This is a genomic window from Streptomyces cinnamoneus, from assembly GCF_014650495.1.
Taxonomy (GTDB): domain Bacteria; phylum Actinomycetota; class Actinomycetes; order Streptomycetales; family Streptomycetaceae; genus Streptomyces; species Streptomyces cinnamoneus.
This window is the reverse complement of the sequence record NZ_BMVB01000018.1, coordinates 76,103-95,539: the sequence shown is the minus strand read 5'-3', so window position 1 is coordinate 95,539 and position 19,437 is coordinate 76,103. Positions and strand designations below refer to the sequence as shown.

Below are 19,437 nucleotides of genomic sequence, written 5' to 3'. Positions count from 1 at the left end.
AGCACTCAGTGCAGCGGCGTGATCCGTGTGCCGTCCGAGAGCCGGGCGCTCAGCTCCGTGCGGGCGCCCGGCTTCGCCGGCAGGGCCAGCAGCGGGCCGGGTGCGCTGCCGGTGACCCCGCCGCTCGCGGTGACGGCGGTCACCTCGCCGCCACCCGCCGCGAGGGCGTACCAGTTGCCCTTGGCCGACTTCCACAGGGCGCCCGCCAGGACGTGCGGCTCGCGGGCCCCGCAGGCGGGGGAGTCCTCGGCGCGGGCGACGACCGCGCCCGGAGCGCCCGTCCGCGTGCCGGGTGCCTGGAACTGGGCCAGCACCCGGCTGCCCGCACCCCGCCACGTCTCCGCGCGGGTGCAGAACCACTCCGCGCTCCCGGCACCCCCGGGCAGCACCTGCGTCGCGAACTGCCAGGAGTTGACCGACCGCACGCCCTGGCCCCGGACGGACGCCAGGTGGCAGGCGGTGTGCGCCCAGCCGGCGCGGTCCTTAGGGCCGCTCACGTCGTGCGGGGCGGCGGGGGATCCGGCGGTGAGCCGGGCCGGCAGCAGCTCGCCGAGGTCGGAGACGAGGTGGTCACCGAACTGCAGCGCCTTCCACCCGTGGCAGTCGCTCGACGCGGCCGGGCTGGTCACCGGGTCCGTCAGGCCGTCGGCGTCGCGGTGCAACGGCTCGGCGCCGCCCGCGGGCTGCAGCAGGTCGCGCACCGCCGCGTCGTTCACCCACGGGGCGGTCAGGAAACGGACGTTGCCGTCGGTACGGCCGACGACGAGGGCCGTGGCGGTGCCGGTGTCCGCCGCGTCCGCCCGCGCGAAGTCCAGGGCGGCGGACCGGGTGTCGCCGCTGCGGGCCTCGGCATAGCGCACCACGCGCAGCCCGTCGTGGAGCAGCACGACCACCGCCGAGTCCACCTCGCCCGCGTACAGCAGCTGCGGCGGCCCGGCCGCGGGCCCGGGTGCGGTGCCCGGGGTCGCCGTGACCTGCACCGAACGCCCGGGGCGCGCCCAGACGGCGAGCGCGCGGCGCAGCAGCTCCCGGTCGCCGGTGCGGTTGCCGCGCGCGGGCCAGACGGCGAAGCCGGGACGGTCGGCGCGCTTCCACGCGGTGGGGGAGGCCGTGGTCAGCCGGGCGGGGTCCAGGGCCTGCTCGGCCGCGGCGTTCTGCGCGTAGGGCGGGGCGGCCGCGCCGTCGGGCCCCCAGCCCCCGCCCGGCAGCCCGAGCAGCGTCCCGCACACCACGACCGCGGCGGCGGCCGCGAGGGCCGCGCGGGTGTGCTGGCGGCGGCGCATCAGGTCGGTGGGCCGTGCCTGGAGCGAGCACGGGTCGAACTCCACCGACTCCAGCAGCGAGCCGTCCCTGCTGCCGGCCGGGACGTGCACCCGGTCCGCCTCGGCGAGCGCCGCGTCCGGGTCGCTCACACCGGCCGAGGACAGCAGCTGCCGCACGTCGTGGTCGGTGGGGAGCTCCAGCTCCCGCAGGACGTACGCGGCCCGGCCCGGCCCCGACAGCGCGGCGAGGGCCTGGTCCAGGACCAGCTCGTCGGCCCCGCCCGAGCGCGGGAAGAGGCGCAGCCCCCACACCTGCGGCAGTGACGGCGGCAGCTGGCCCGGCCGGGGGAGCCGCCACGGCCCGCGCGGCCGGCCCGCCCGCAGCGCGGCCCGCAGCACCCGCTGCCGTACGTAGGCGTAGCCCGGGTCGCCGGGAAAGCCCCCCGCGCCGCGGGGCGCGGGGACGCCGGCCTCCTTCGCGCCGCCGCGGGTGCGGGGCAGCGCCCGCTGGACGAGGGCGTGCGCGGTCAGGACCCGGCGGTGGCGGCCCAGCGCGGGCGGCAGCACGAGGTACCCCAGCCGGACGAGGCGGGGGTAGTGCTCGATGAGCGCGGCCTCGGCCTGCTCGACGTCGACGGGGGCCGGAGGGGCCTGGGTGAGGGGCCGGGGGGCCGTAGCGTGCTGCTCCACGTCCGTAGAACGAGTGAATGATGGGATGGTCACTTCACCCGTCTGGGCGCCTGTTCGGACGCCGCCCCCCCCGGCTGCTGCTGCGGTGGCCCTTGCGGGGGCCGGACCAGGCTGGGGCCGGGCTAGGGCGTGTCCGATGGGTCAGCACAGACCCCACGACGCTCCCCCAGCTACCGCTGGGAGGTGCCCCCAGGCACGGCACCTCGCCGCGTTGTCGCATCACCCGAGTACGCCCAGTACGCGGGAGATGCTCCGCCTTGCGATGCTCCCCCAGCTACCGCTGGGAGGTGCCCCCAGCACCAGACGCCGCGGGGCCCGCACCGACCCATCGGACACGCCCTAGGCGATGCAGCGGGCGCGGATGCGGTCGACGGCCGTGTCCGGGATGCCGAGCCCGTCGCGCACGTAGGACTCGACGTCGCCGTGGACCCGGTGCATCTCCTCCAGCGCCGCCGCCAGATAGGCCGGACGGACGCCCAGGATCGCGTCGGCGATGTCCGGGTTGCCGCCGGCGGCCGTGAAGCGGTCGACGTGCGGGGCGAAGGCCGCGCGCACGGCCGGGACGACGGCGAGGTACTCGCGTTCGGCGGCCGACACGTCCGCGCCGAGCAGCAGCAGGATCACGGTGGCCGCCCAGCCGGTGCGGTCCTTCCCGGCGGTGCAGTGGAAGAGCAGCGGCCCGCAGTCCGGCTCGGCGAGCGTGGTCAGCAGCAGGCGGTAGGCGTGGCAGGCGGACGCGGAGGTGACGAACGCCCGGTAGGTGTCGCCCATGAGCTTCTCGGCCTTGCCGTCGCCCAGGTACTCCTCGGCGGTCGCCGGGTTGCCGAGGACCGTCTCCAGGCGGGCGGGGGCCGCGTTCTCCGGAGAGCCCTGCTGGGAGGCCGTGCCGGCCATGGCGGCCATGACGTCGGCGACGATCAGCCGGGCGCCGTCCGGCAGCCGGTCGGGGCGTTCGCGGCGCTCGTGCTCGGTGCGCAGGTCCACCACCGTGTGGATGCCGAGGGCGGCGACGGCGGGATCGGCCTGCGGGTCGAGGCGGTCCAGCTGGCCGGAGCGCAGCAGCAGACCGGGCCGGACGGCGGAGTTGCCGACGAGCGGGATGCCGCCGAGGTCACGGAAGTTGATGATCGTCGAGACATCCACCTGCTGCGGCATGGGCCGGTCTCCCTCGGTGCCTTGCTCTGCTTATCGCATTTTCTCCCTTTATTGTGAAGAACGGTGGGCGAGTCCGCGACGCCGCCCCCTGGCCAGAGCCGGTCCCAGCCCCATGCCGAGCAGCAGCGCCAGCAGGTGCCCGGCGTCCGTGAACGTCGCACGGCCGCGGCCGCGCAGGCAGGGCCGTACGGCGAGGACGAGCAGGCCGGCACCGACCCCGGTGCGCACGCGCCCGCGCGGCAGCGCCGTGGCCAGCGCGCCGGCCACCGCGTTGAAGCCGTAGCTCGCGCCCACGTCTATCGCGGACCGCGTGCGCGCCCCCGCCCGGAGGGCGCGCAGCCCTCCGTACACCACCAAGGACGCGCCCACGTGCCCGTACAGGAACGCGGCCGCCGCCCACCACGCTCCGTAGGTGTACTCCGTATAGCCCAGCACGGCCAGGAGCAGCAGTGCGTACGGCAGCTCCAGCGGCGCCTCCACCATCAGCGCGCTGCTGGCGAGGGTGTCCCAGCGGCCGGCGCGCAGGTTGTCGACGTTGGTGGAACAGTCGCGCAGCACGCGCTCGCGCATGGCCGGCGTGAGTATGCGCTGCAGGGCGTACGCGCCGAGTTGCACGCCCCCGACGTAGAGCGGAGCGAGACGGGGAAGGCGGTCGGCGAGGGAGGTCATCGGGCCATGATCGTGCGCATCCCGCCTCCGGCTCAACCCAGTTGACGGGCGCTCCGGACCAGGGCTACGCGGACGGCTCCCCGGCCGGTTCCCCGGCCAGCGTGAAGTCCTCGTAGTGGAAGCCGGGGGACACGACGCAGGTCACCAACGTGGGCTCGGTGCCGGCCGGTTCCGCCGACTGCCACACCCCGCCGGGGATCAGTAGCTGCGGCCGCTGTCCCCCTTCGACGTCCGCGCCCAGCACGGCCTCGGTGGCACCCGCCTCGTCGGGGGCCGGCCCGGAGCCGCCCAGCCGCATCCGCAGCGGGCCCCCGCGGTGCCAGAGCCACAGCTCGTCGGAGCGGACGAGGTGCCAGCGGGAACGCTCACCGGGGTGGAGCAGGAAGTAGATGCCGGTCGCATGCGGGCGCGGCCCGCCGTATCCCTCGGGCACGGCCGTGCCGGACGTCTGCCAGGTCTCGCGGAACCAGCCGCCCTCGACGTGCGGTTGGAGGCCGAGGAGCGTGACGAGCTCGGAGGTGTCGGTCATGGCCCCACCTTCCCACCCGGGCCTCCCGGCCGCCCCGGACCGGGCTCAGAAACCGGCCGGCGGTGCGTACTTGTAGCCGACGCGGCGGACGGTCACGATCGACGAACGGTACTCGGCGCCCATCTTGCGGCGGAGCCGGGCGACGTGGACGTCGACGGTACGGCCGTCGCCGACGTGCCCGTAGCCCCAGACGGTCGTCACCAGCTGATCACGGGTGTGGACCCGGTGCGGGTGGGCGACGAGGTGCGCCAGCAGCTCGAATTCGAGGTAGGTCAGGTCCAGCAGACGGCCCGCGACGTGCGCGGTCCGCTCCTCGGGGTCGATGCGCACCAGGCCGTCCCCCTCGGTGAGCGGCTGCTCGGGCGCGGGCGGCTGCTCGGCCGGCACGAGCACCAGGTACCCGATCATGGGCGGCTGGCCGGGCAGGGTGGGCAGCGCGTGCTGCGGTGCGGGCATCCAGGTGGCGCCCGGGTGCAGCAGGTCGGCGACGGGCGGCACCTCGTCCGGCGCCACGGCGCGCAGCCGGTGGCGATGGGCGGCCTGGGCGGGCAGCACGGGGGCGGTCGCGGTGGTGGACGCGGGGGCGGGCAGCGTGCGGAGGTTCGACATGGGGCTCAGCTCTTTCGCGCGGTACGTCGAGAGGACGTGCAGGCGCGGGCCGCTTTGCCGGAACCGGTGCCGGCGGCTGACTTCGACGTGGGCGTCAGCGAGAGGAGAGGGCCTGCGCGAAGGACGCGCGACAACACACTCGGTCGAAGTCGTGGTGCTGGCGAGAAGGCCAGAAGGGCTCAAGGTCGTTGCGACCCGTCGCGGTGTTCTGGTGGCTGGCCATGCCCCTATTGAAGCATGACCGGGGGCGGGGCAGCAGACCTCTTTGCGCAGTTCATGCGGACGTTTGACCTGTATCGTCCTTGATCGTCGGTGCGACGTGCGTCACGTCGCGCCGGGAGCGCGGTCACGGTCGGTCACGACCGCCCCTGCGGAGCCGCCTCAGTCGGCCAGGGGCGCGAGCCGCTTGCGCCAGTCCAACGCCTCGATGCTGATCGCCCGGGCGGGATTTCCGTCCCACGTGCCGGTCAGGCCGGCCGCCGCGAGGGCGGCCACCACCGCGCGCCCGACGGCCACGGTGCCGCTGCCGTCCGCGTCCGCGCCGTGGACGCCGTACCGCAGCCACAGGCCGTGGCCCGCGGCGGCCGCATCGGCGTCCTGGGAGTGGAAGAAGACGTAGCCGTGATCACCCTCGGCGGCCTCGCCCCCGATCTCGGCCGTGCCGCAGGACATGCAGCAGGTGAAGGCCGCCCGCGCCGTGACCCCGGCGGCGCCCAGCGCGGCGAAGGCCGATTCCAGCCGGCCGACGTCGGTCGCCTCGGGCCACGTCTCCTGCTCGGCGAGGCGCTCGCGCCAGAGCCGGCCGACGATCTCCCGCGCGGCCGCCGGGGAGACGGGGGTGGCGCCGTCGGCGTAGAAGTAGTCGGAGACCAGCTCCGCCACCTGCCCCGGGGTGTCGAGGCCGCGCCGGACCAGCGCCGCGGCGTACGTCTCGGCCTCACCGAGCAGCTGCGGATCGAGGGCGGCGCGGTCGCTGGCGTGATCGGTGGCGCGGTCGCTGGCGTGATCGGCGGTGGTGGGCAGCACGGATTCCCCCTCGTTCCCCGGCCCGCGCACGACCGGCGGGCCCGATGGAGAACATCGTGGCACCCACCACTGACAGTCAGCCGGTTCCGGCGATCAACGGGTAGTGGTCGGAGAGGTCGGTGTAGGTGTACCGCTTGCCCCAGCTGGAGACCGTCCACGGCGCGGACTGCTCCTTGACCACCGTGTTGGTCCAGCCCGCGGGCCGGGCGTGGCCGTTGCGGTGGAGGACGTAGTCGAGGTCCTCGCGGGCGTCCGTCGGGTAGCGGTAGACCGCGATCGAGTTCTCCTTCGTGTCGAAGGAGTACGGGTGCCCGGTGCGGGTGTCCGCGGGCGCGAGGTCGCCGTCGGCGAGCATCGAACGGTACTCCGCACTGCGGGAGTCCACGTTCAGGTCTCCGGCGAGCAGGACCTGCTCGTTCGCCGGGATGTTCTTCGCATCGAGGAAGGCGTTGATCTGCCGGAGCTGCCGGGAGCGGTCCGCCGCGGCCTCGCCGGCCTTGCACCCGCTGTCCGTGGACTGCAGGTGCGTCCCCACCACGTGCACCTTGCTGCCGCCCACGTTCAGCACCACATACGCGAAGCCCTTGTTGGACCACCAGTCGGAACCGCACGCGTCGTTGAAGACGACCTGTTCCTTGCGCAGCATCGGCCACTTGCTGAGCACGGTGACGCCGCCGTCCTCCGGCGAGGTGGCGGAGTAATTGCCGCCGGTGGCGTCCCAGCCGTCCTTGGTCCGCCCCACGACGGGCGTCTGGTATGGATAGCGGTCGGCCGCAAGGGACTTGAGATGATCGGTCGCCGCATTGTCGAAGGCTTCCTGGAGCACCACGACGTCATTTCCCCGGAAGAAATCCGCGGCCGCTATCTCCTTGGCCCGGTGTTCCTGCCCCCAATTCGGATACAGGCCGGCGCTCATGAGGAACGCGTTGTAACTCAGCACCTTCACCGGCGGGACGGCGGCGGGCGCGGCCACGGCCTGCGGCGCGGCCGCGACAGCAAGTGCGGTGGCCGCAACGGCCATCAGCGGGACGGAACGAGCACTCTTCAGGAACGGCACTGCGTCTCCCTCGGTAGGGCGGTAACCTGCGGTAACCCTATGGGAGCCGAAGCGATAGGGAACCTCACACATCCCACCAGCCACCGTTAGGTCCGCATGACCGCCGCATGAAGCGGAGGAAACTCCGGCCCAACTCTTCGCCCGGCACAGCACTGAGCCCCGTCACCGCCCGATGGCAGGTGACGGGGCTCAGTCGCAGGGGGCCCTCTCCGGGGCGCCCGGCCGCAGGCTTTAGATGTCGAAGTACATCTCGAACTCGTGCGGGTGCGGGCGGAGCTGGATCGGGGCGATCTCGTTGGTGCGCTTGTAGTCGATCCAGGTCTCGATCAGGTCGGAGGTGAAGACACCGCCGGCCTGGAGGTACTCGTTGTCCTGCTCCAGGGCGTCGAGGACGGCCGGGAGGGAGGTCGGGACCTGGGGGACGTTCGCGTGCTCGTCGGGGGCGAGCTCGTAGAGGTCCTTGTCGATCGGCTCGGCCGGCTCGATCTTGTTCTTGACGCCGTCCAGACCGGCCAGCAGCAGGGCCGAGAAGGCCAGGTACGGGTTGGAGGACGGGTCCGGGGCGCGGAACTCGACGCGCTTGGCCTTCGGGTTCGAGCCCGTGATCGGGATGCGCATCGCGGCGGAGCGGTTGCGCTGCGAGTAGACCAGGTTCACCGGGGCCTCGAAGCCGGGGACCAGGCGGTGGTAGGAGTTCACCGTCGGGTTGGTGAAGGCCAGCAGCGACGGGGCGTGCTTGAGGATGCCGCCGATGTAGTAGCGGGCGGTGTCCGAGAGGCCCGCGTAGCCCTGCTCGTCGTAGAAGAGCGGCTCGCCGTTGCTCCACAGCGACTGGTGGACGTGCATGCCCGAGCCGTTGTCGCCGAAGATCGGCTTCGGCATGAAGGTCGCGGTCTTGCCGTTGCGCCACGCGACGTTCTTCACGATGTACTTGAAGAGCATCAGGTCGTCGGCCGCGGCGAGCAGCGTGTTGAACTTGTAGTTGATCTCCGCCTGGCCGGCGGTGCCGACCTCGTGGTGCTGGCGCTCGACCTGCAGGCCGGCCTTGTCCAGCTCCAGGGAGATCTCGGCGCGCAGGTCGGCGAAGTGGTCGACCGGCGGGGCCGGGAAGTAGCCGCCCTTGTAGCGGACCTTGTAACCGCGGTTGTCCTCCAGCGCACCGGTGTTCCAGGCGCCCGCCTCGGAGTCGATGTGGTAGAAGGACTGGTTCGCGCTGGTCTCGAAGCGAACGCTGTCGAAGACGTAGAACTCGGCCTCGGGGCCGAAGAACGCGGTGTCCGCGATGCCGGTGGACGCGAGGTACGCCTCGGCCTTCTTGGCGATGTTGCGCGGGTCGCGGCTGTACTGCTCACCCGTGATCGGGTCGTGGATGAAGAAGTTGATGTTCAGCGTCTTGTCGCGACGGAACGGGTCCATGCGGGCCGTCGAGAGGTCGGCGCGCAGCGCCATGTCCGACTCGTGAATGGCCTGGAATCCGCGGATCGACGAGCCGTCGAACGCCAGTTCCTCGTTGGGGTCGAAGGCCGCGGCCGGGATCGTGAAGTGCTGCATCACGCCAGGCAGGTCGCAGAATCGGACGTCGACGAACTTGACGTCCTCATCCTTGATGAACTTCTTGGCCTCGTCGGCGTTCTGGAACATCCAACTCCTCCTAGCCCGGCCGCACGCGGTCGGGGATTGCTTCGGTGGCGCGGTCCGTATCGCAATGGCGCGCTGCGGCCGACCCTAGAGAGACGGGATTTCCCAAGCATGACCCATTTGTTTCGCCGAGGTTAACCGCCGCGCGGTCGACGTCACGTGCCCTCTCGTGCCGGTGCCTCGTACCTGCGGTGCTTTCCCCCCACCCGGCCCCCGGAGAACGTATGCGGTCGCAGTACCGTGGATGGGTGGACAACAGGCAAGCAATCGGATCATGGCTTTCCGGTCCCCGCGCGGCCGCGGAGGACATGGGGATCGAATTCGGCCACCGCGGCGAGCGCCTCGGGCTGCCGGAGAGCGGGCCGGGGGCCGTCGCGCCCATCGGCCGGCGCGTCGGGGCCCTCGTCATCGACTGGGCGCTCTGCATGCTCATCGCCTACGGCTTCCTCGCCGGCGGCGACCCCCAGCGCGCCGGCAACTGGGCCCTGCTGATCTTCCTGCTGCTCAGCCTGCTCACCGTCGGCACCGTCGGCAGCACCCCCGGCAAGCGGCTGCTGGGCCTGCGCGTCATCGGCGAGGACGGCGCCCGGCTGTCCCTGCCGCGCGTCCTGCTGCGCAGCGTGCTCCTCCTCCTCGTCGTCCCCGCCGTGGTCTGGGACCGCGACACCCGCGGCCTGCACGACCGGCTCGCCCGCGCCGTCCAGGTGCGGATCTAGGACCAGGTGCGGATCTAGGACCACTGCCGCACACGCAACGCGCGACGCACAACGGGGCGGGGCGGGAACTCATCGTTCCCGCCCCGCCCCGTTTCTCCTACGGTTCGTGTGCCGCCGCGTCAGCGGCCCTTCGGCATTCTCGTGCCCTTGGGCATCGGGCCCTTCGGGATCGGCATGTTGCTCATCAGGTCGCCCAGCGCCCGCAGACGGTCGTTCACGGCCGTCACCTGCGCGCCCGGCAGCACCCGCGGCAGCTTCAGCAGGGTGGTGTGCAGCTTCTTCAGCGACACCTGGCCCTCGCCGTCACCCACGACGATGTCGTGCACCGGCACGTCCGCGACGATGCGCGCCATGCGCTTCTTCTCGGCCGCCAGCAGGGCCTTGACCCGGTTCGGGTTGCCCTCGCCGACCAGCACGATGCCCGCCTTGCCGACGGCCCGGTGGACGACGTCCTGGTTGCGGTTCATCGCGACCGCGGGCGTCGTCGTCCAGCCACCGCGCCGGATGTTCTCCAGGACCGCGGCAGCCGCTCCCGGCTGGCCCTCCATCTGCCCGAAGGCGGCGCGCTCGGCGCGGCGTCCGAAGACGATCGCCATCGCGAGGAATGCCAGCAGGAAGCCCAGGATGCCCAGGTAGACCGGGTGGTCGATCCAGAAGCCGATGGCAAGGAGTACACCGAAGGTGACAATGCCCACAGCTGCGACGACAAGACCGACCTTCGAGTCGACCTTCTTGGTCATCTTGTAGGTCAGGGCGATCTGCTTCAGTCGCCCGGGGTTCTCGGATGTTTCCTTCCTCGCCATACGGCGCAGTTTACGTCGCCTGCGGACCGGGGGCCGCCACGGCCTCCAGCACGTGCTGCGCCTCCCGGCGGTCCTTCGCCCGGCGCCGGTCCTCCAGCACCGCCGTCCAGGCGTTCCGGCGGGCTGTGCGCTGTCCGCCGCGCATCAGCAGCCCCTCCAGCGCGCGCAGGGCCCCGGTGACGGACGGGGGCCGTACGGAGAGCGTGGAAGGCAAGGTGGACGAGGCGCTGGTGACGGTCGCCAGAACTGCGGTACCGGGCGCGGCCTGCATGTCGGTTTTCCCCTCGGGAGCGGAAGGATGCGTAGGCGTGGAGGGCGAGGTCGTGCAGTGGGCCGAACGGGGGTCGTGCACGGGGGTGTGCACACGGTTGTGCACAGCCGTACCCGGTGGGGTCGTACTGCTGTGCGTACACCTATCGTCACTGAACGGTGTTACCAATGGATGACCTGTTGGTCAAACACCTATGAAACGTTGACGCGGCCCGTACCTTCCCGGCTGTCGCCGGAGGGTACGGGCCGCGTCGGACGGTCGGTACGCGTCGGTGCCGTCGGGCTACGCCTCGGCCCGGCTGCGTCGCTCCATGGCCTGCTGGTGCAGGCGACCCGCGCGGTACGAGGAACGGACGAGGGGGCCGGACATGACGCCGGCGAAGCCGATCTCCTCGGCCTCCTCCTTCAGCTCCACGAACTCCTGCGGCTTCACCCAGCGCTCCACGGGGTGGTGGCGCACCGACGGGCGCAGGTACTGGGTGATGGTGATCAGGTCGCAGCCCGCGTCGTGCAGGTCCTGCAGGGCCTCGCTGATCTCCTCGCGGGTCTCGCCCATGCCGAGGATCAGGTTGGACTTGGTCACCAGGCCGGCCGTGCGGGCGCGGGTGATGACCTCCAGCGAGCGCTCGTAGCGGAAGCCCGGACGGATCCGCTTGAAGATGCGCGGGACCGTCTCGACGTTGTGCGCGAAGACCTCGGGGCGGGCGTCGAAGACCTCTTCGAGCAGCTCCGGGACCGCGTTGAAGTCGGGGGCGAGCAGCTCCACCTTGGTGTGACCGCCCTCGCGGCCGGCGGTCTGCCGGTGGATCTCGCGCACGGTCTCGGCGTACAGCCAGGCGCCGCCGTCCTCCAGGTCGTCGCGGGCGACGCCGGTGATGGTGGCGTAGTTCAGGTCCATCGCCACGACGGACTCGCCCACGCGGCGCGGCTCGTCGCGGTCCAGCGCCTGCGGCTTGCCCGTGTCGATCTGGCAGAAGTCACACCGCCGGGTGCACTGGTCGCCGCCGATGAGGAACGTCGCCTCCCGGTCCTCCCAGCACTCGTAGATGTTGGGACAGCCGGCCTCCTGGCACACGGTGTGCAGGCCCTCGCGCTTCACCAGGCCATGGAGTTCCTTGTACTCGGGGCCCATCTTCGCGCGGGTCTTGATCCACTCGGGCTTCCGCTCGATGGGGGTCTGGGCGTTCCGGACCTCCAAGCGCAGCATCTTGCGTCCGTCGGGTGCGACAGCGGACACGTCCGGCTCCCTATGACTTCGATTCCTCGGCGAACACCAGGGTACGCCCGTTATTTCCTCTGCTCTGACGACGCCGGCCCGCAACGGGGCCGGGCCGTCAGCCCGCCTGGGCCGCCACGGCCCGGGGGAGGGGCTCCTGCGACTCGAGGACCTCCCGCAGATGCTTCTCCACCAGGGGAACCACCTCGGCCACGGTCACCTTCCGGCCCAGCTCATTGGAGAGCGAGGTCACACCGGCGTCGCGGATGCCACAGGGCACGATGCGGTCGAACCAGGTGTTGTCCGGATCACAGTTCATGGCGAAGCCGTGCATGGTGACGCCCTTGGCGATGCGGATGCCGATCGCCGCCAGCTTGCGGTCCTCGCGGCGCTGGCCGGCGTTGGACGGGGCGTACTCCGGGCCGTTCAGCCGGGGGTCGAACTCCTCGTCCGTCAGCCGCGGGTCGAAGTCCAGGCTCAGCCCGCCGAGGGCCGGGCGCTGCTCCACCGGATCGCCCAGCACCCAGACGCCACTGCGGCCTTCCACCCGGGTGGTCTCCAGGCCGAGCTCCGCGCAGGTGCGGATCAGGGCCTCCTCCAGGCGGCGCACGTGGGCGATCACGTCCACCGGGCGGGGGAGCTTGAGGATGGGGTAGCCGACGAGCTGGCCGGGGCCGTGCCAGGTGATCTTCCCGCCGCGGTCGACGTCCACCACCGGGGTGCCGTCCAAGGGGCGCTCGTTGTCTTCCGTGCGCCGTCCGGCCGTGTAGACCGCCGGGTGCTCCAGCAGCAGGCAGGTGTCCGGGATCTCGTCCGCGAACCGGGCCGCGTGGACCCTGCGCTGCTCCTGCCACGCCTCCTGGTACTCGACGGCGTCCGGCCCGAAGCCCAGGTGGACAAAGCGCAGCTCAGTCACGGCAGCTCCTCTTCGCACCGGTGGCTCGTCCCCCGGTCCGTCTCGCTCGGTCTCGGTGTCTCTCGGCGTGCGACACGCCCTTGCCACTGTACGGCGGGGCGCCGGCAACCCCGCAGGCGGCCGTCGCCCGGAGTGACCCTCCGCGGCTATTTGATCTGTCCTCACACGATCGGATGAATGCGGGGCGAAGGTGGCGATCGGGGCGGCGGGGGCCGCTAAGTTCACGCCGTTCCAGGAACAAAGATCCAGGAAAGATCCAGGGAGACCGGCAGGCTGATGACGGAACGACCCCCACAGCGCATCCCCAACCGTCAGCTCGCTGCGCTCATCGCGGAGGCCGGCTTCTCCAATGCGGGCCTGGCCCGCCGCGTCGACCAACTGGGCCTAGAGCACGGCCTCGACCTGCGGTACGACAAAACCTCCGTCACCCGGTGGCTGCGCGGGCAGCAGCCGCGGGGGACCACGCCCGCCCTGATCGCCGAGGTGTTCACCCGGCGGCTCGGGCGCCGGCTGTCGGCGCAGGACCTCGGGCTCGACGCATGCGCCCCCGTGTACGCCGGGCTGGAATTCGCCGCGTCGCCGGAGGAGGCCATTGACATCGTCAGCGGCCTCTGGCGCAAGGACTCCGGCAGCCACACCGAGCTACGGAAGATCGCCTTCACCCCGGCCGGGCTGGTGGTGCCGAGCCGCGACTGGCTCATCGGGCGTGCGGACGAACGGGTGGCGCGCGGCGCCGGCCCCGCGCCCTCGGCCGAGGGCGCGCGCCTGCCGCTGCAGGCGCGCGGCGGGCAGGTGTCGCTGCCCCGGCAGCGGCTCACCGAGCGGGCACCGGGCAGCCGGGTCTCCATGGGCGACATCGCGGCCCTGCGGTCCGTCGGCGAGCTCTTCCGGACCATCGACCACGCCTACGGCGGCGGGCACGCCCGGCAGGCGCTCGTGCGCTATCTGGAGCACGAGACCGAGCCGATGCTGCGCGGGACGTACGGGGAGACGACCGGGCGGCGGCTGTTCGCCGCCGCGGCCGACCTGACCCGGCTCGCCGGGTGGACCTCGTACGACATCGCGGCGCACGGGCTCGCCCAGCGCTACTACGTGCAGGCGCTGCGGCTGGCCCAGGCCGCCGGGGACCGGGCCTACGGCTCGTACGTCCTCGTCACGATGAGCCGGCAGGCCGTCTACCTGGGCCACGGACGCGAGGCCGTGCAGCTCGCGCGCGTCGCCCAGCAGGGCGTCGGCTCCGGGGCGCCGCCGGTGGTCCAGTCGCTGCTGCACGCGGTGGAGGCGCGCGGGCACGGAGTGCTGGGCGAGGTACGGGCCTGCTCGGCGTCCCTGGCGCGGGCGGAACGGGCACTGGAGAGCTCGCGGGCGGGCGACGACGTGCCGTACTGGGCCCGGTTCTTCGACGAGGCGCACCTCGCCGACGAGTTCGCGCACTGCCACCGCGACCTGCAGCAGTACCGGGCCGCCGCACAGCACGCGGAACGGTCGCTGCAGCTGCGGAGCCCGGCGTACGCGCGCAGCCGGCTGTTCTGCCGGGTGGTGCTGGCGGCGGCGCGGCTCGGACTGGGCGAGCTGGAGCAGGCGTGCCTGCTGGGCGCGGAGGCGGCGCAGCAGGCCGCGGAGATGCGCTCGGTGCGGGCGCTGGAGTACGTACGGGACTTCGAGCGCCGGCTGGAGCCGTACCGGGACGCGGCGGCCGTCCGGGCCTACCGGGAGAAGGTGGCCGGACTCTAGCCCGGCCGACGCCTCCGGCGGCACCGCGCCCGGCCACCCGCCCGGCGGTCGGGCGGCCGGGATGCGGCTACGCCGCCCGCAGCGTCTGCGCGGCGTAGCCCGGGCGGATGCCCAGGTCGTGCAGGACCGCCTGGGCGGCGCGGCGGCCCGAGAAGAGGGCGCCCTGGACCGTGCTGGTGTCGCGGTGGTCGCCGCAGACGTAGAGACCCGACAGGAGGCGGACCTGGCGGCGGACGTCGTGAGGGGCCGGCATCGCCGGGACCGCGTCCGGATCGTGGTGGGCGGACAGCAGCCGCCACGCCGTGGTCGAGGTGTTGTAGACGTGGGACAGCTGGGCCCGCGCCCGGCGGTCCAGCTCGGTGACGGGCAGGGCCGCCGCCGCGCCCAGGACCGTGGACGTGATCAGGGTGCGGCCCCGGGGCGCGCGGTCGGGGTCCACCTCGCTGGCCACCGTGGTGTGGGCGACCGGGCCCCGGCGGGTGCCGGTCAGCAGCAGCGAGGCGTCCCGCAGCGGCGGGGCGTCGGCGGTGTGGTGGAGGACCGTCACCGGGTGGAAGCCGGGCAGTCGCAGGCCCGGGATCAGCTCCGCGGCGGCCCGCGCGCCCGTCGCCACGATCACCGAGCGGCACCTGACCTCCCCGTGCGCCGCCGTGGCGACGGACGTGGTGCCGACGGACGTGGCCTGGACGCCCGTACGGACCGTCTCCGGCGGCAGCTGGGCGGCCAGGAGCCGGGGCAGCACGCCCGCGCCCCCGGCCGGCAGGCACAGGCGGCCGCGGGCGTAGCCGCGCAGGACCAGGTCCGCGCAGCGGCTGGACGTGGTGAGGTCCGGGTCCGACAGCAGGGAGGTCAGCAGCGGGCGCAGGAAGCCCTCCACGGTCCGGGCCGGCAGGCCGCGGCCGGCGAGGGTCGCCGCCGTGGGCCGGTCGGGGCGGGCCAGCATGCGGTCCATGGGCAGTGACGCGAGGCGGGCCAGGGCCGCGCCGAGCCGCGCCTGGTCGAGGCCGGCGCTGCGGGAGGCGCGGGCCGCGGCGAAGGCCCGGGCGGTGGTGAAGGCGCGCTTGGCACCCCGCAGTTCGCCGGTGCGGAGGTTGCGGCCGTCGGTGTGGACCAGCACCCCGGGGGTGAAGGGGCGCAGCTTGAGGGCCTCCAGGCCGGGGGTGCGGAAGAGCTCCGGGAAGGAGGTGTTGAGCAGCTGGCCCGTGCGGTCCAGCCGGAAGCCGTCGATCTCCTCGGTGGTCATGCGGCCGCCCGGGTAAGGGGCTTCCTCCAGGACGGTGACTGTTACCCCGGCGCTGGTGAGATGGTGAGCCGCAGTCAGGCCGGCGAGGCCGGCGCCCACGATGACGACGTCAGCGTGGTGTGCGGTGTGGCGTGCGCTGCTGAGCACGTGCCCTCCCGGGGTCGGTCCGCTCGCTCGGGGGCCTGATGCCCTCAACCGGCGGCGGCGATGCGCGAGTTCGCCTCGACCGTAGAGAGAATTCCGGTCAATAACAGTCGCGCACAGGGCGAGCACGGTCGCACGGTGGTCGCACGCGGCACCGTCCCGATGCGGGGCGGGGGAGCGTCAGCCGCCCGGCAGCGACGCGCGTACGGCGCTCTCGACGTCCGGGTGGGCGAAGGAGAAGCCGGACTCCAGCAGGCGGCGCGGCAGGACGCGCTGGCTGGCCAGGACCTCACCGGCCAGTTCGCCCAGGACGAGCCTGAGCGCCGGAGCGGGCGCCGGCAAGGGCGTCGGACGCTTCAGCACGCGCCCCGTGGCCTCGGTCGCCTCGCGGTTGGTGACCGGATGCGGTGCGGTGAGGTTGAACGGGCCGGAGAGCGACGGGGCGTCCAGCAGGTGGCGCACGGCTGCGACGTGGTCCTGCAGGGCGATGAAGCTCCAGTACTGCCGGCCGCTCCCCAGCCGCCCGCCGAGGCCGAACCGGAAGAGCGGCAGCATGCTTTTCCAGGCTCCTCCGTCGCGGGAGACGACCAGGCCGGTGCGCAGGAGCACCGTGCGGACGCCCGCCTCCACGGCCGCGCCCGTCGCCTCCTCCCACTCCTGGCAGACCTCGGCCAGGAAGCCGCTGCCGGGCGGGGTGCTCTCGTCGACCGTCCGGTCGCCGGTGTCGCCGTAGATGCCGATCGCGCTGGCGCTCAGCAGGACGCGGGGCGGGGTGGCGAGCGCCGCCACGGCCTGGGCGATCGCCCCCGTGCCGTGCACCCGGCTGTCGCGGATCTCCTTCTTGTAGGCGTCCGTCCAGCGGTGGCCGCCGATCGCCGCCCCGGCCAGGTGCACCACGGCCTCGCAGCCGGCGAGGGCCTCGGTGTTCATCCTCCCCCGGCCACCGCCGGCAGGTGCTCCCGGCCGCCGCGGGTCCCACTGCACCTCGCCGGAGTGCCGGGGCGGGCGGCGGACGAGGCGCACGACCTCGTGGCCGTCGGCCTCCAGGGAGCGCACGAGAGCCGTGCCGATCAGGCCGGTCGAACCTGTTACCGCAATACGCATGAGCGGACCTCTACCCGGTCAGGAGCCGAACCTGTCCCACACCTTGGGGAAGCGTTCCGCCAGCGCCGCCTCGTCCTCCAGGTCGACGGGCGTGCCGAGCGGCTCGGGCGGCGGGGGCGGCAGGCCCAGGTCGGGGGTCTCGACCCCCGTCAGCTGCTCGTACGCCTCGTCCGCCGCGTACCCCAGGTCCTCCCCGTCCCCGTCCACCTCTTCGTCGAAGTCCTCCAGGAGGTCCGCGAGCGCGTCCGGGTCGTGCACCGCGCCCTCGAACACCTCCCGGCCCTGGCCGATCAGCCAGCAGCGGAAGTAGTCGAAGGCGTCGTCGCTCGCACCGCCGAGCAGCACGCCCGCGGCCCCCCACAGGTCCCACAGGTACGCGCGGTTGTACCGCGCCTCGAAGTGCCGGGAGAAGTCGAGCACGGCGTCGGGGTCGAGCTGCGTCAGCCTCTCGATCAGAAGGTCCGCCTGGTCCTGGGCGTCCCCGTCGGCGGCTTCGCGCGTGCTGTCGATCAGCTCCCAGAACTCCGTCTCGTCCATCACGGGACCAGCATCGGGCCTGCCGCCGGGCCACGCACCCCGGGCGGGCCGGATGCGGCCGTGTTGTTATCGGTGAGCCGGGTGCGGCCGGATGTGGTCCGAGGTCCGGTCGGCCCGGAAATTCCGGTCGCCCCGGAAATCACGACAGAAGGTGTCCGGATTCGGTGGGAGCGTCGGTCCCGTCAGCAAGAGGTGACGAGAGGAGACCGTTCATGAACGCGCCGAAGGACCTGGAAGGCCGTGTGTGCCTGGTCGCGGGGGCCACGCGCGGCGCCGGACGGGCCATGGCCGTGCAGCTGGGCGCCCGGGGCGCCGTCGTCTACGCGACGGGGCGCTCGACCCGCGGACGGCGCAGCGAGGTGAACCGCCCCGAGACCATCGAGGAGACCGCCGGGCTGGTGACGGCCGCGGGCGGCACCGGCATCGCCGTGCCCATCGACCACCTGGAGCCCGCACAGGTGCGGGCCCTCGTCGAACGCATCGACCGCGACCACGGGCGGCTCGACGTCCTCGTCAACGACGTGTGGGGCGGGGATCACCTGATCGAGTTCGACACGAAGGTCTGGGAGGTGGACCTGGAGAAGGGGCTGCGGATGCTGCGGCTGTCCGTCGACACGCACGCGATCACCAGCCACTTCGCCCTCCCGCTGCTCGTCCGGCGGCCCGGGGGGCTGGTCGTGGAGGTCACGGACGGCACGGAGGAGTTCAACCGCACCTACCGGGGCAACCTCTTCTTCGACCTGGCCAAGTACGCCCCCATCCGCATGGCCTTCGGCCTCGCCCGGGAGATCGAGGAGCACGGCGGCACGGCCGTCTCCCTCACGCCCGGCTTCCTGCGCTCGGAGGAGATGCTCGACCACTTCGGCGTCACCGAGGCCACCTGGCGGGACGCGGTGGCGAGGAGCCCGCACTTCGCCATCTCCGAGTCCCCCGCGTTCATCGGGCGGGCCGTGGCCGCCCTCGCCGCCGACCCGGACCGCGCCCGCTGGAACGGCAGGTCGCTCTCCAGCGGCGAGCTGGCCGCGGCGTACGGCTTCGACGACCTGGACGGCTCGCGGCCCGACTGCTTCGCGTACTTCAAGGACGTGGTCTTCGGCGGCAAGGACGCCCCCGCCGACGACTACCGGTAGAGGCCGGCGCTCCGGGCCGCAGCCCGCGCGAACCGCTCGCGCAGCTCCGGCGGCCCCAGCACCTCCGCCTCCGGCCCCAGGCCCAGCAGCTGGGCGTACGCCACCTCCTGCGTCTCCACGGGCAGCGTGAGCGTCGTACGGCCCCGCTCGTCCGGCGGGCCGGCCTCCGCCAGGGCCTCCCGGGCCGCCACGGGATCGGTGACGTGCGGCAGCAGGCGCACTCCCTCCGGGCTCAGCCGCAGCTCCACCCGGTCGCGCAGGATCGAGCGGGCGAACTGCGCCGCCCGCTCCTCCCAGAAGCCCGGCAGGTCGAAGTCGCCGGCGCGGTGGAAGCGCTCCGCGCCGACCGTCACCGCGGTGAAGCGGTCGGCACGGTAGACGCGGAAGTCGTCGCCGGACCGGGCCGCCACGTACCAGACGCCGGCCTTCAGGACGAGCCCGTACGGCTCCAGCTCCCGCTCGGCCTCCGTCTCCCGCCGCCGGTAGCGGGCCGTGATGCGGCGGTCGTCCCAGACGGCGTCGGCGAGGGCGGGCAGCGCAGGGGGCGGGTCGTGGGGCTGCCACCAGCCGGGGGCGTCGAGGTGGAAGCGCTGGGCCGCGCTCGCGGGCGCGTCGCTCAGCTCGGGCAGGAGGGCGGCGGAGACCTTCAGACGGGCGGCGGAGGCGGCGTCGGCCAGGCCCATGTCGCGCAGCGCCGACGGCACGCCGGAGAGGAAGAGCGCCTCGGCCTCCGTGCGGCCCAGGCCCGTCAGACGGGTGCGGTACCCGCCGATGAGGCGGTAGCCGCCGGTGCGGCCGCGGTCGGCGTAGACGGGGACGCCCGCCTCGGACAGGGCGAGGACGTCCCGCGAGACCGTGCGCTCCGAGACCTCGAGGTGGTGCGCGAGCTCCGGGCCGGTCATCGACGGGCGGGACTGGAGCAGGAGCATCAGTTTGATCAGACGGGCCGCACGCATGGCCCCATGATGCCGGGGGCCACTGCGGGGCGT

19 protein-coding genes are annotated in these 19,437 nt (G+C 73.1%); 3 read left to right on the top strand and 16 right to left on the bottom strand.

Features of this window, described 5'->3' with window-relative positions:
* Nucleotides 1-5 precede the first annotated feature (5 nt).
* The 8 genes from IE182_RS23075 to glnA form a co-directional block, all read right to left on the bottom strand.
* Nucleotides 6-1,952 (bottom strand): hypothetical protein, encoded by a 1,947-nt coding sequence (locus IE182_RS23075; RefSeq protein WP_190111809.1) that lies wholly within the window; start codon nt 1,950-1,952, stop codon nt 6-8.
* A gap of 339 nt (nt 1,953-2,291) precedes the next feature.
* Complete coding sequence (locus IE182_RS23070; protein WP_190111808.1) at nt 2,292-3,107, bottom strand: tyrosine-protein phosphatase; 816 nt, start codon at nt 3,105-3,107, stop codon at nt 2,292-2,294.
* A 48-nt stretch (nt 3,108-3,155) separates the two neighbouring features.
* Nucleotides 3,156-3,776 (bottom strand): rhomboid-like protein, encoded by a 621-nt coding sequence (locus tag IE182_RS23065; RefSeq protein WP_190111807.1) that lies wholly within the window; start codon nt 3,774-3,776, stop codon nt 3,156-3,158.
* Between the two features lie 64 nt (nt 3,777-3,840).
* Entirely contained in the window at nt 3,841-4,305 is a 465-nt protein-coding gene (locus tag IE182_RS23060; RefSeq protein WP_190111806.1) for a cupin domain-containing protein, read from the bottom strand.
* Between the two features lie 45 nt (nt 4,306-4,350).
* Nucleotides 4,351-4,914, bottom strand: coding sequence for a winged helix-turn-helix domain-containing protein (locus IE182_RS23055; protein ID WP_190111805.1), 564 nt, complete (start codon nt 4,912-4,914; stop codon nt 4,351-4,353).
* A 381-nt stretch (nt 4,915-5,295) separates the two neighbouring features.
* Complete coding sequence (locus IE182_RS23050) at nt 5,296-5,940, bottom strand: DUF6891 domain-containing protein (RefSeq protein ID WP_190111804.1); 645 nt, start codon at nt 5,938-5,940, stop codon at nt 5,296-5,298.
* A gap of 76 nt (nt 5,941-6,016) precedes the next feature.
* Entirely contained in the window at nt 6,017-6,961 is a 945-nt protein-coding gene (gene sph / locus IE182_RS23045) for a sphingomyelin phosphodiesterase (RefSeq protein WP_190111842.1), read from the bottom strand.
* 267 nt (nt 6,962-7,228) lie between these two features.
* Entirely contained in the window at nt 7,229-8,638 is a 1,410-nt protein-coding gene (glnA, locus tag IE182_RS23040) for a type I glutamate--ammonia ligase (RefSeq protein WP_190111803.1), read from the bottom strand.
* Between the two features lie 245 nt (nt 8,639-8,883).
* Between glnA and IE182_RS23035 the strand changes: the two genes are divergently transcribed.
* Complete coding sequence (locus tag IE182_RS23035; protein ID WP_190111802.1) at nt 8,884-9,351, top strand: RDD family protein; 468 nt, start codon at nt 8,884-8,886, stop codon at nt 9,349-9,351.
* Between the two features lie 119 nt (nt 9,352-9,470).
* Here IE182_RS23035 and IE182_RS23030 read toward each other — a convergent pair whose 3' ends face one another.
* The 4 genes from IE182_RS23030 to lipB form a co-directional block, all read right to left on the bottom strand.
* Nucleotides 9,471-10,154 (bottom strand): DUF4191 domain-containing protein, encoded by a 684-nt coding sequence (locus IE182_RS23030; protein WP_190111801.1) that lies wholly within the window; start codon nt 10,152-10,154, stop codon nt 9,471-9,473.
* A gap of 10 nt (nt 10,155-10,164) precedes the next feature.
* The gene (locus IE182_RS23025; RefSeq protein WP_229845035.1) at nt 10,165-10,425 is read right to left on the bottom strand and encodes an SCO2195 family GlnR-regulated protein; all 261 of its coding nucleotides are present in this window, start codon (nt 10,423-10,425) and stop codon (nt 10,165-10,167) included.
* A gap of 282 nt (nt 10,426-10,707) precedes the next feature.
* The gene (gene lipA, locus IE182_RS23020) at nt 10,708-11,661 is read right to left on the bottom strand and encodes a lipoyl synthase (protein WP_190111800.1); all 954 of its coding nucleotides are present in this window, start codon (nt 11,659-11,661) and stop codon (nt 10,708-10,710) included.
* 97 nt (nt 11,662-11,758) lie between these two features.
* Nucleotides 11,759-12,556: a lipoyl(octanoyl) transferase LipB gene (lipB, locus tag IE182_RS23015; RefSeq protein ID WP_190111799.1), complete on the bottom strand. Its 798-nt coding sequence runs from the start codon at nt 12,554-12,556 to the stop codon at nt 11,759-11,761.
* Between the two features lie 276 nt (nt 12,557-12,832).
* Here lipB and IE182_RS23010 point away from each other — a divergent pair, with 276 nt between their 5' ends.
* Entirely contained in the window at nt 12,833-14,290 is a 1,458-nt protein-coding gene (locus IE182_RS23010) for an NsdA family TPR-like regulatory protein (protein WP_190111798.1), read from the top strand.
* Between the two features lie 67 nt (nt 14,291-14,357).
* Here IE182_RS23010 and IE182_RS23005 read toward each other — a convergent pair whose 3' ends face one another.
* The 3 genes from IE182_RS23005 to IE182_RS22995 all read right to left on the bottom strand — a co-directional run bounded on the left by IE182_RS23005 (nt 14,358) and on the right by IE182_RS22995 (nt 17,318).
* Nucleotides 14,358-15,680 (bottom strand): NAD(P)/FAD-dependent oxidoreductase, encoded by a 1,323-nt coding sequence (locus IE182_RS23005; protein ID WP_190111797.1) that lies wholly within the window; start codon nt 15,678-15,680, stop codon nt 14,358-14,360.
* Nucleotides 15,681-15,857: 177 nt separating this feature from the next.
* Nucleotides 15,858-16,781 (bottom strand): TIGR01777 family oxidoreductase, encoded by a 924-nt coding sequence (locus tag IE182_RS23000; protein WP_190111796.1) that lies wholly within the window; start codon nt 16,779-16,781, stop codon nt 15,858-15,860.
* A gap of 18 nt (nt 16,782-16,799) precedes the next feature.
* A complete protein-coding gene (locus IE182_RS22995; RefSeq protein ID WP_190111840.1) occupies nt 16,800-17,318 on the bottom strand; it encodes a DUF4240 domain-containing protein in 519 nt (172 codons plus the stop codon).
* A 212-nt stretch (nt 17,319-17,530) separates the two neighbouring features.
* On the opposite strand from IE182_RS22995, the gene IE182_RS22990 reads away from it, so the two are divergent.
* On the top strand, nt 17,531-18,448 hold the full coding sequence (locus tag IE182_RS22990; protein WP_190111795.1) for an SDR family oxidoreductase: 918 nt from the start codon (nt 17,531-17,533) through the stop codon (nt 18,446-18,448).
* On the opposite strand, the gene IE182_RS22985 is transcribed toward IE182_RS22990, so the two are convergent.
* Nucleotides 18,439-19,404 carry a helix-turn-helix transcriptional regulator gene (locus tag IE182_RS22985; protein WP_190111794.1) on the bottom strand — a complete coding sequence of 322 codons (966 nt, stop codon included), beginning with the start codon at nt 19,402-19,404 and terminating at the stop codon, nt 18,439-18,441. The genes IE182_RS22990 and IE182_RS22985 overlap by 10 nt on opposite strands.
* Between the last annotated feature and the right edge of the window lie 33 nt (nt 19,405-19,437).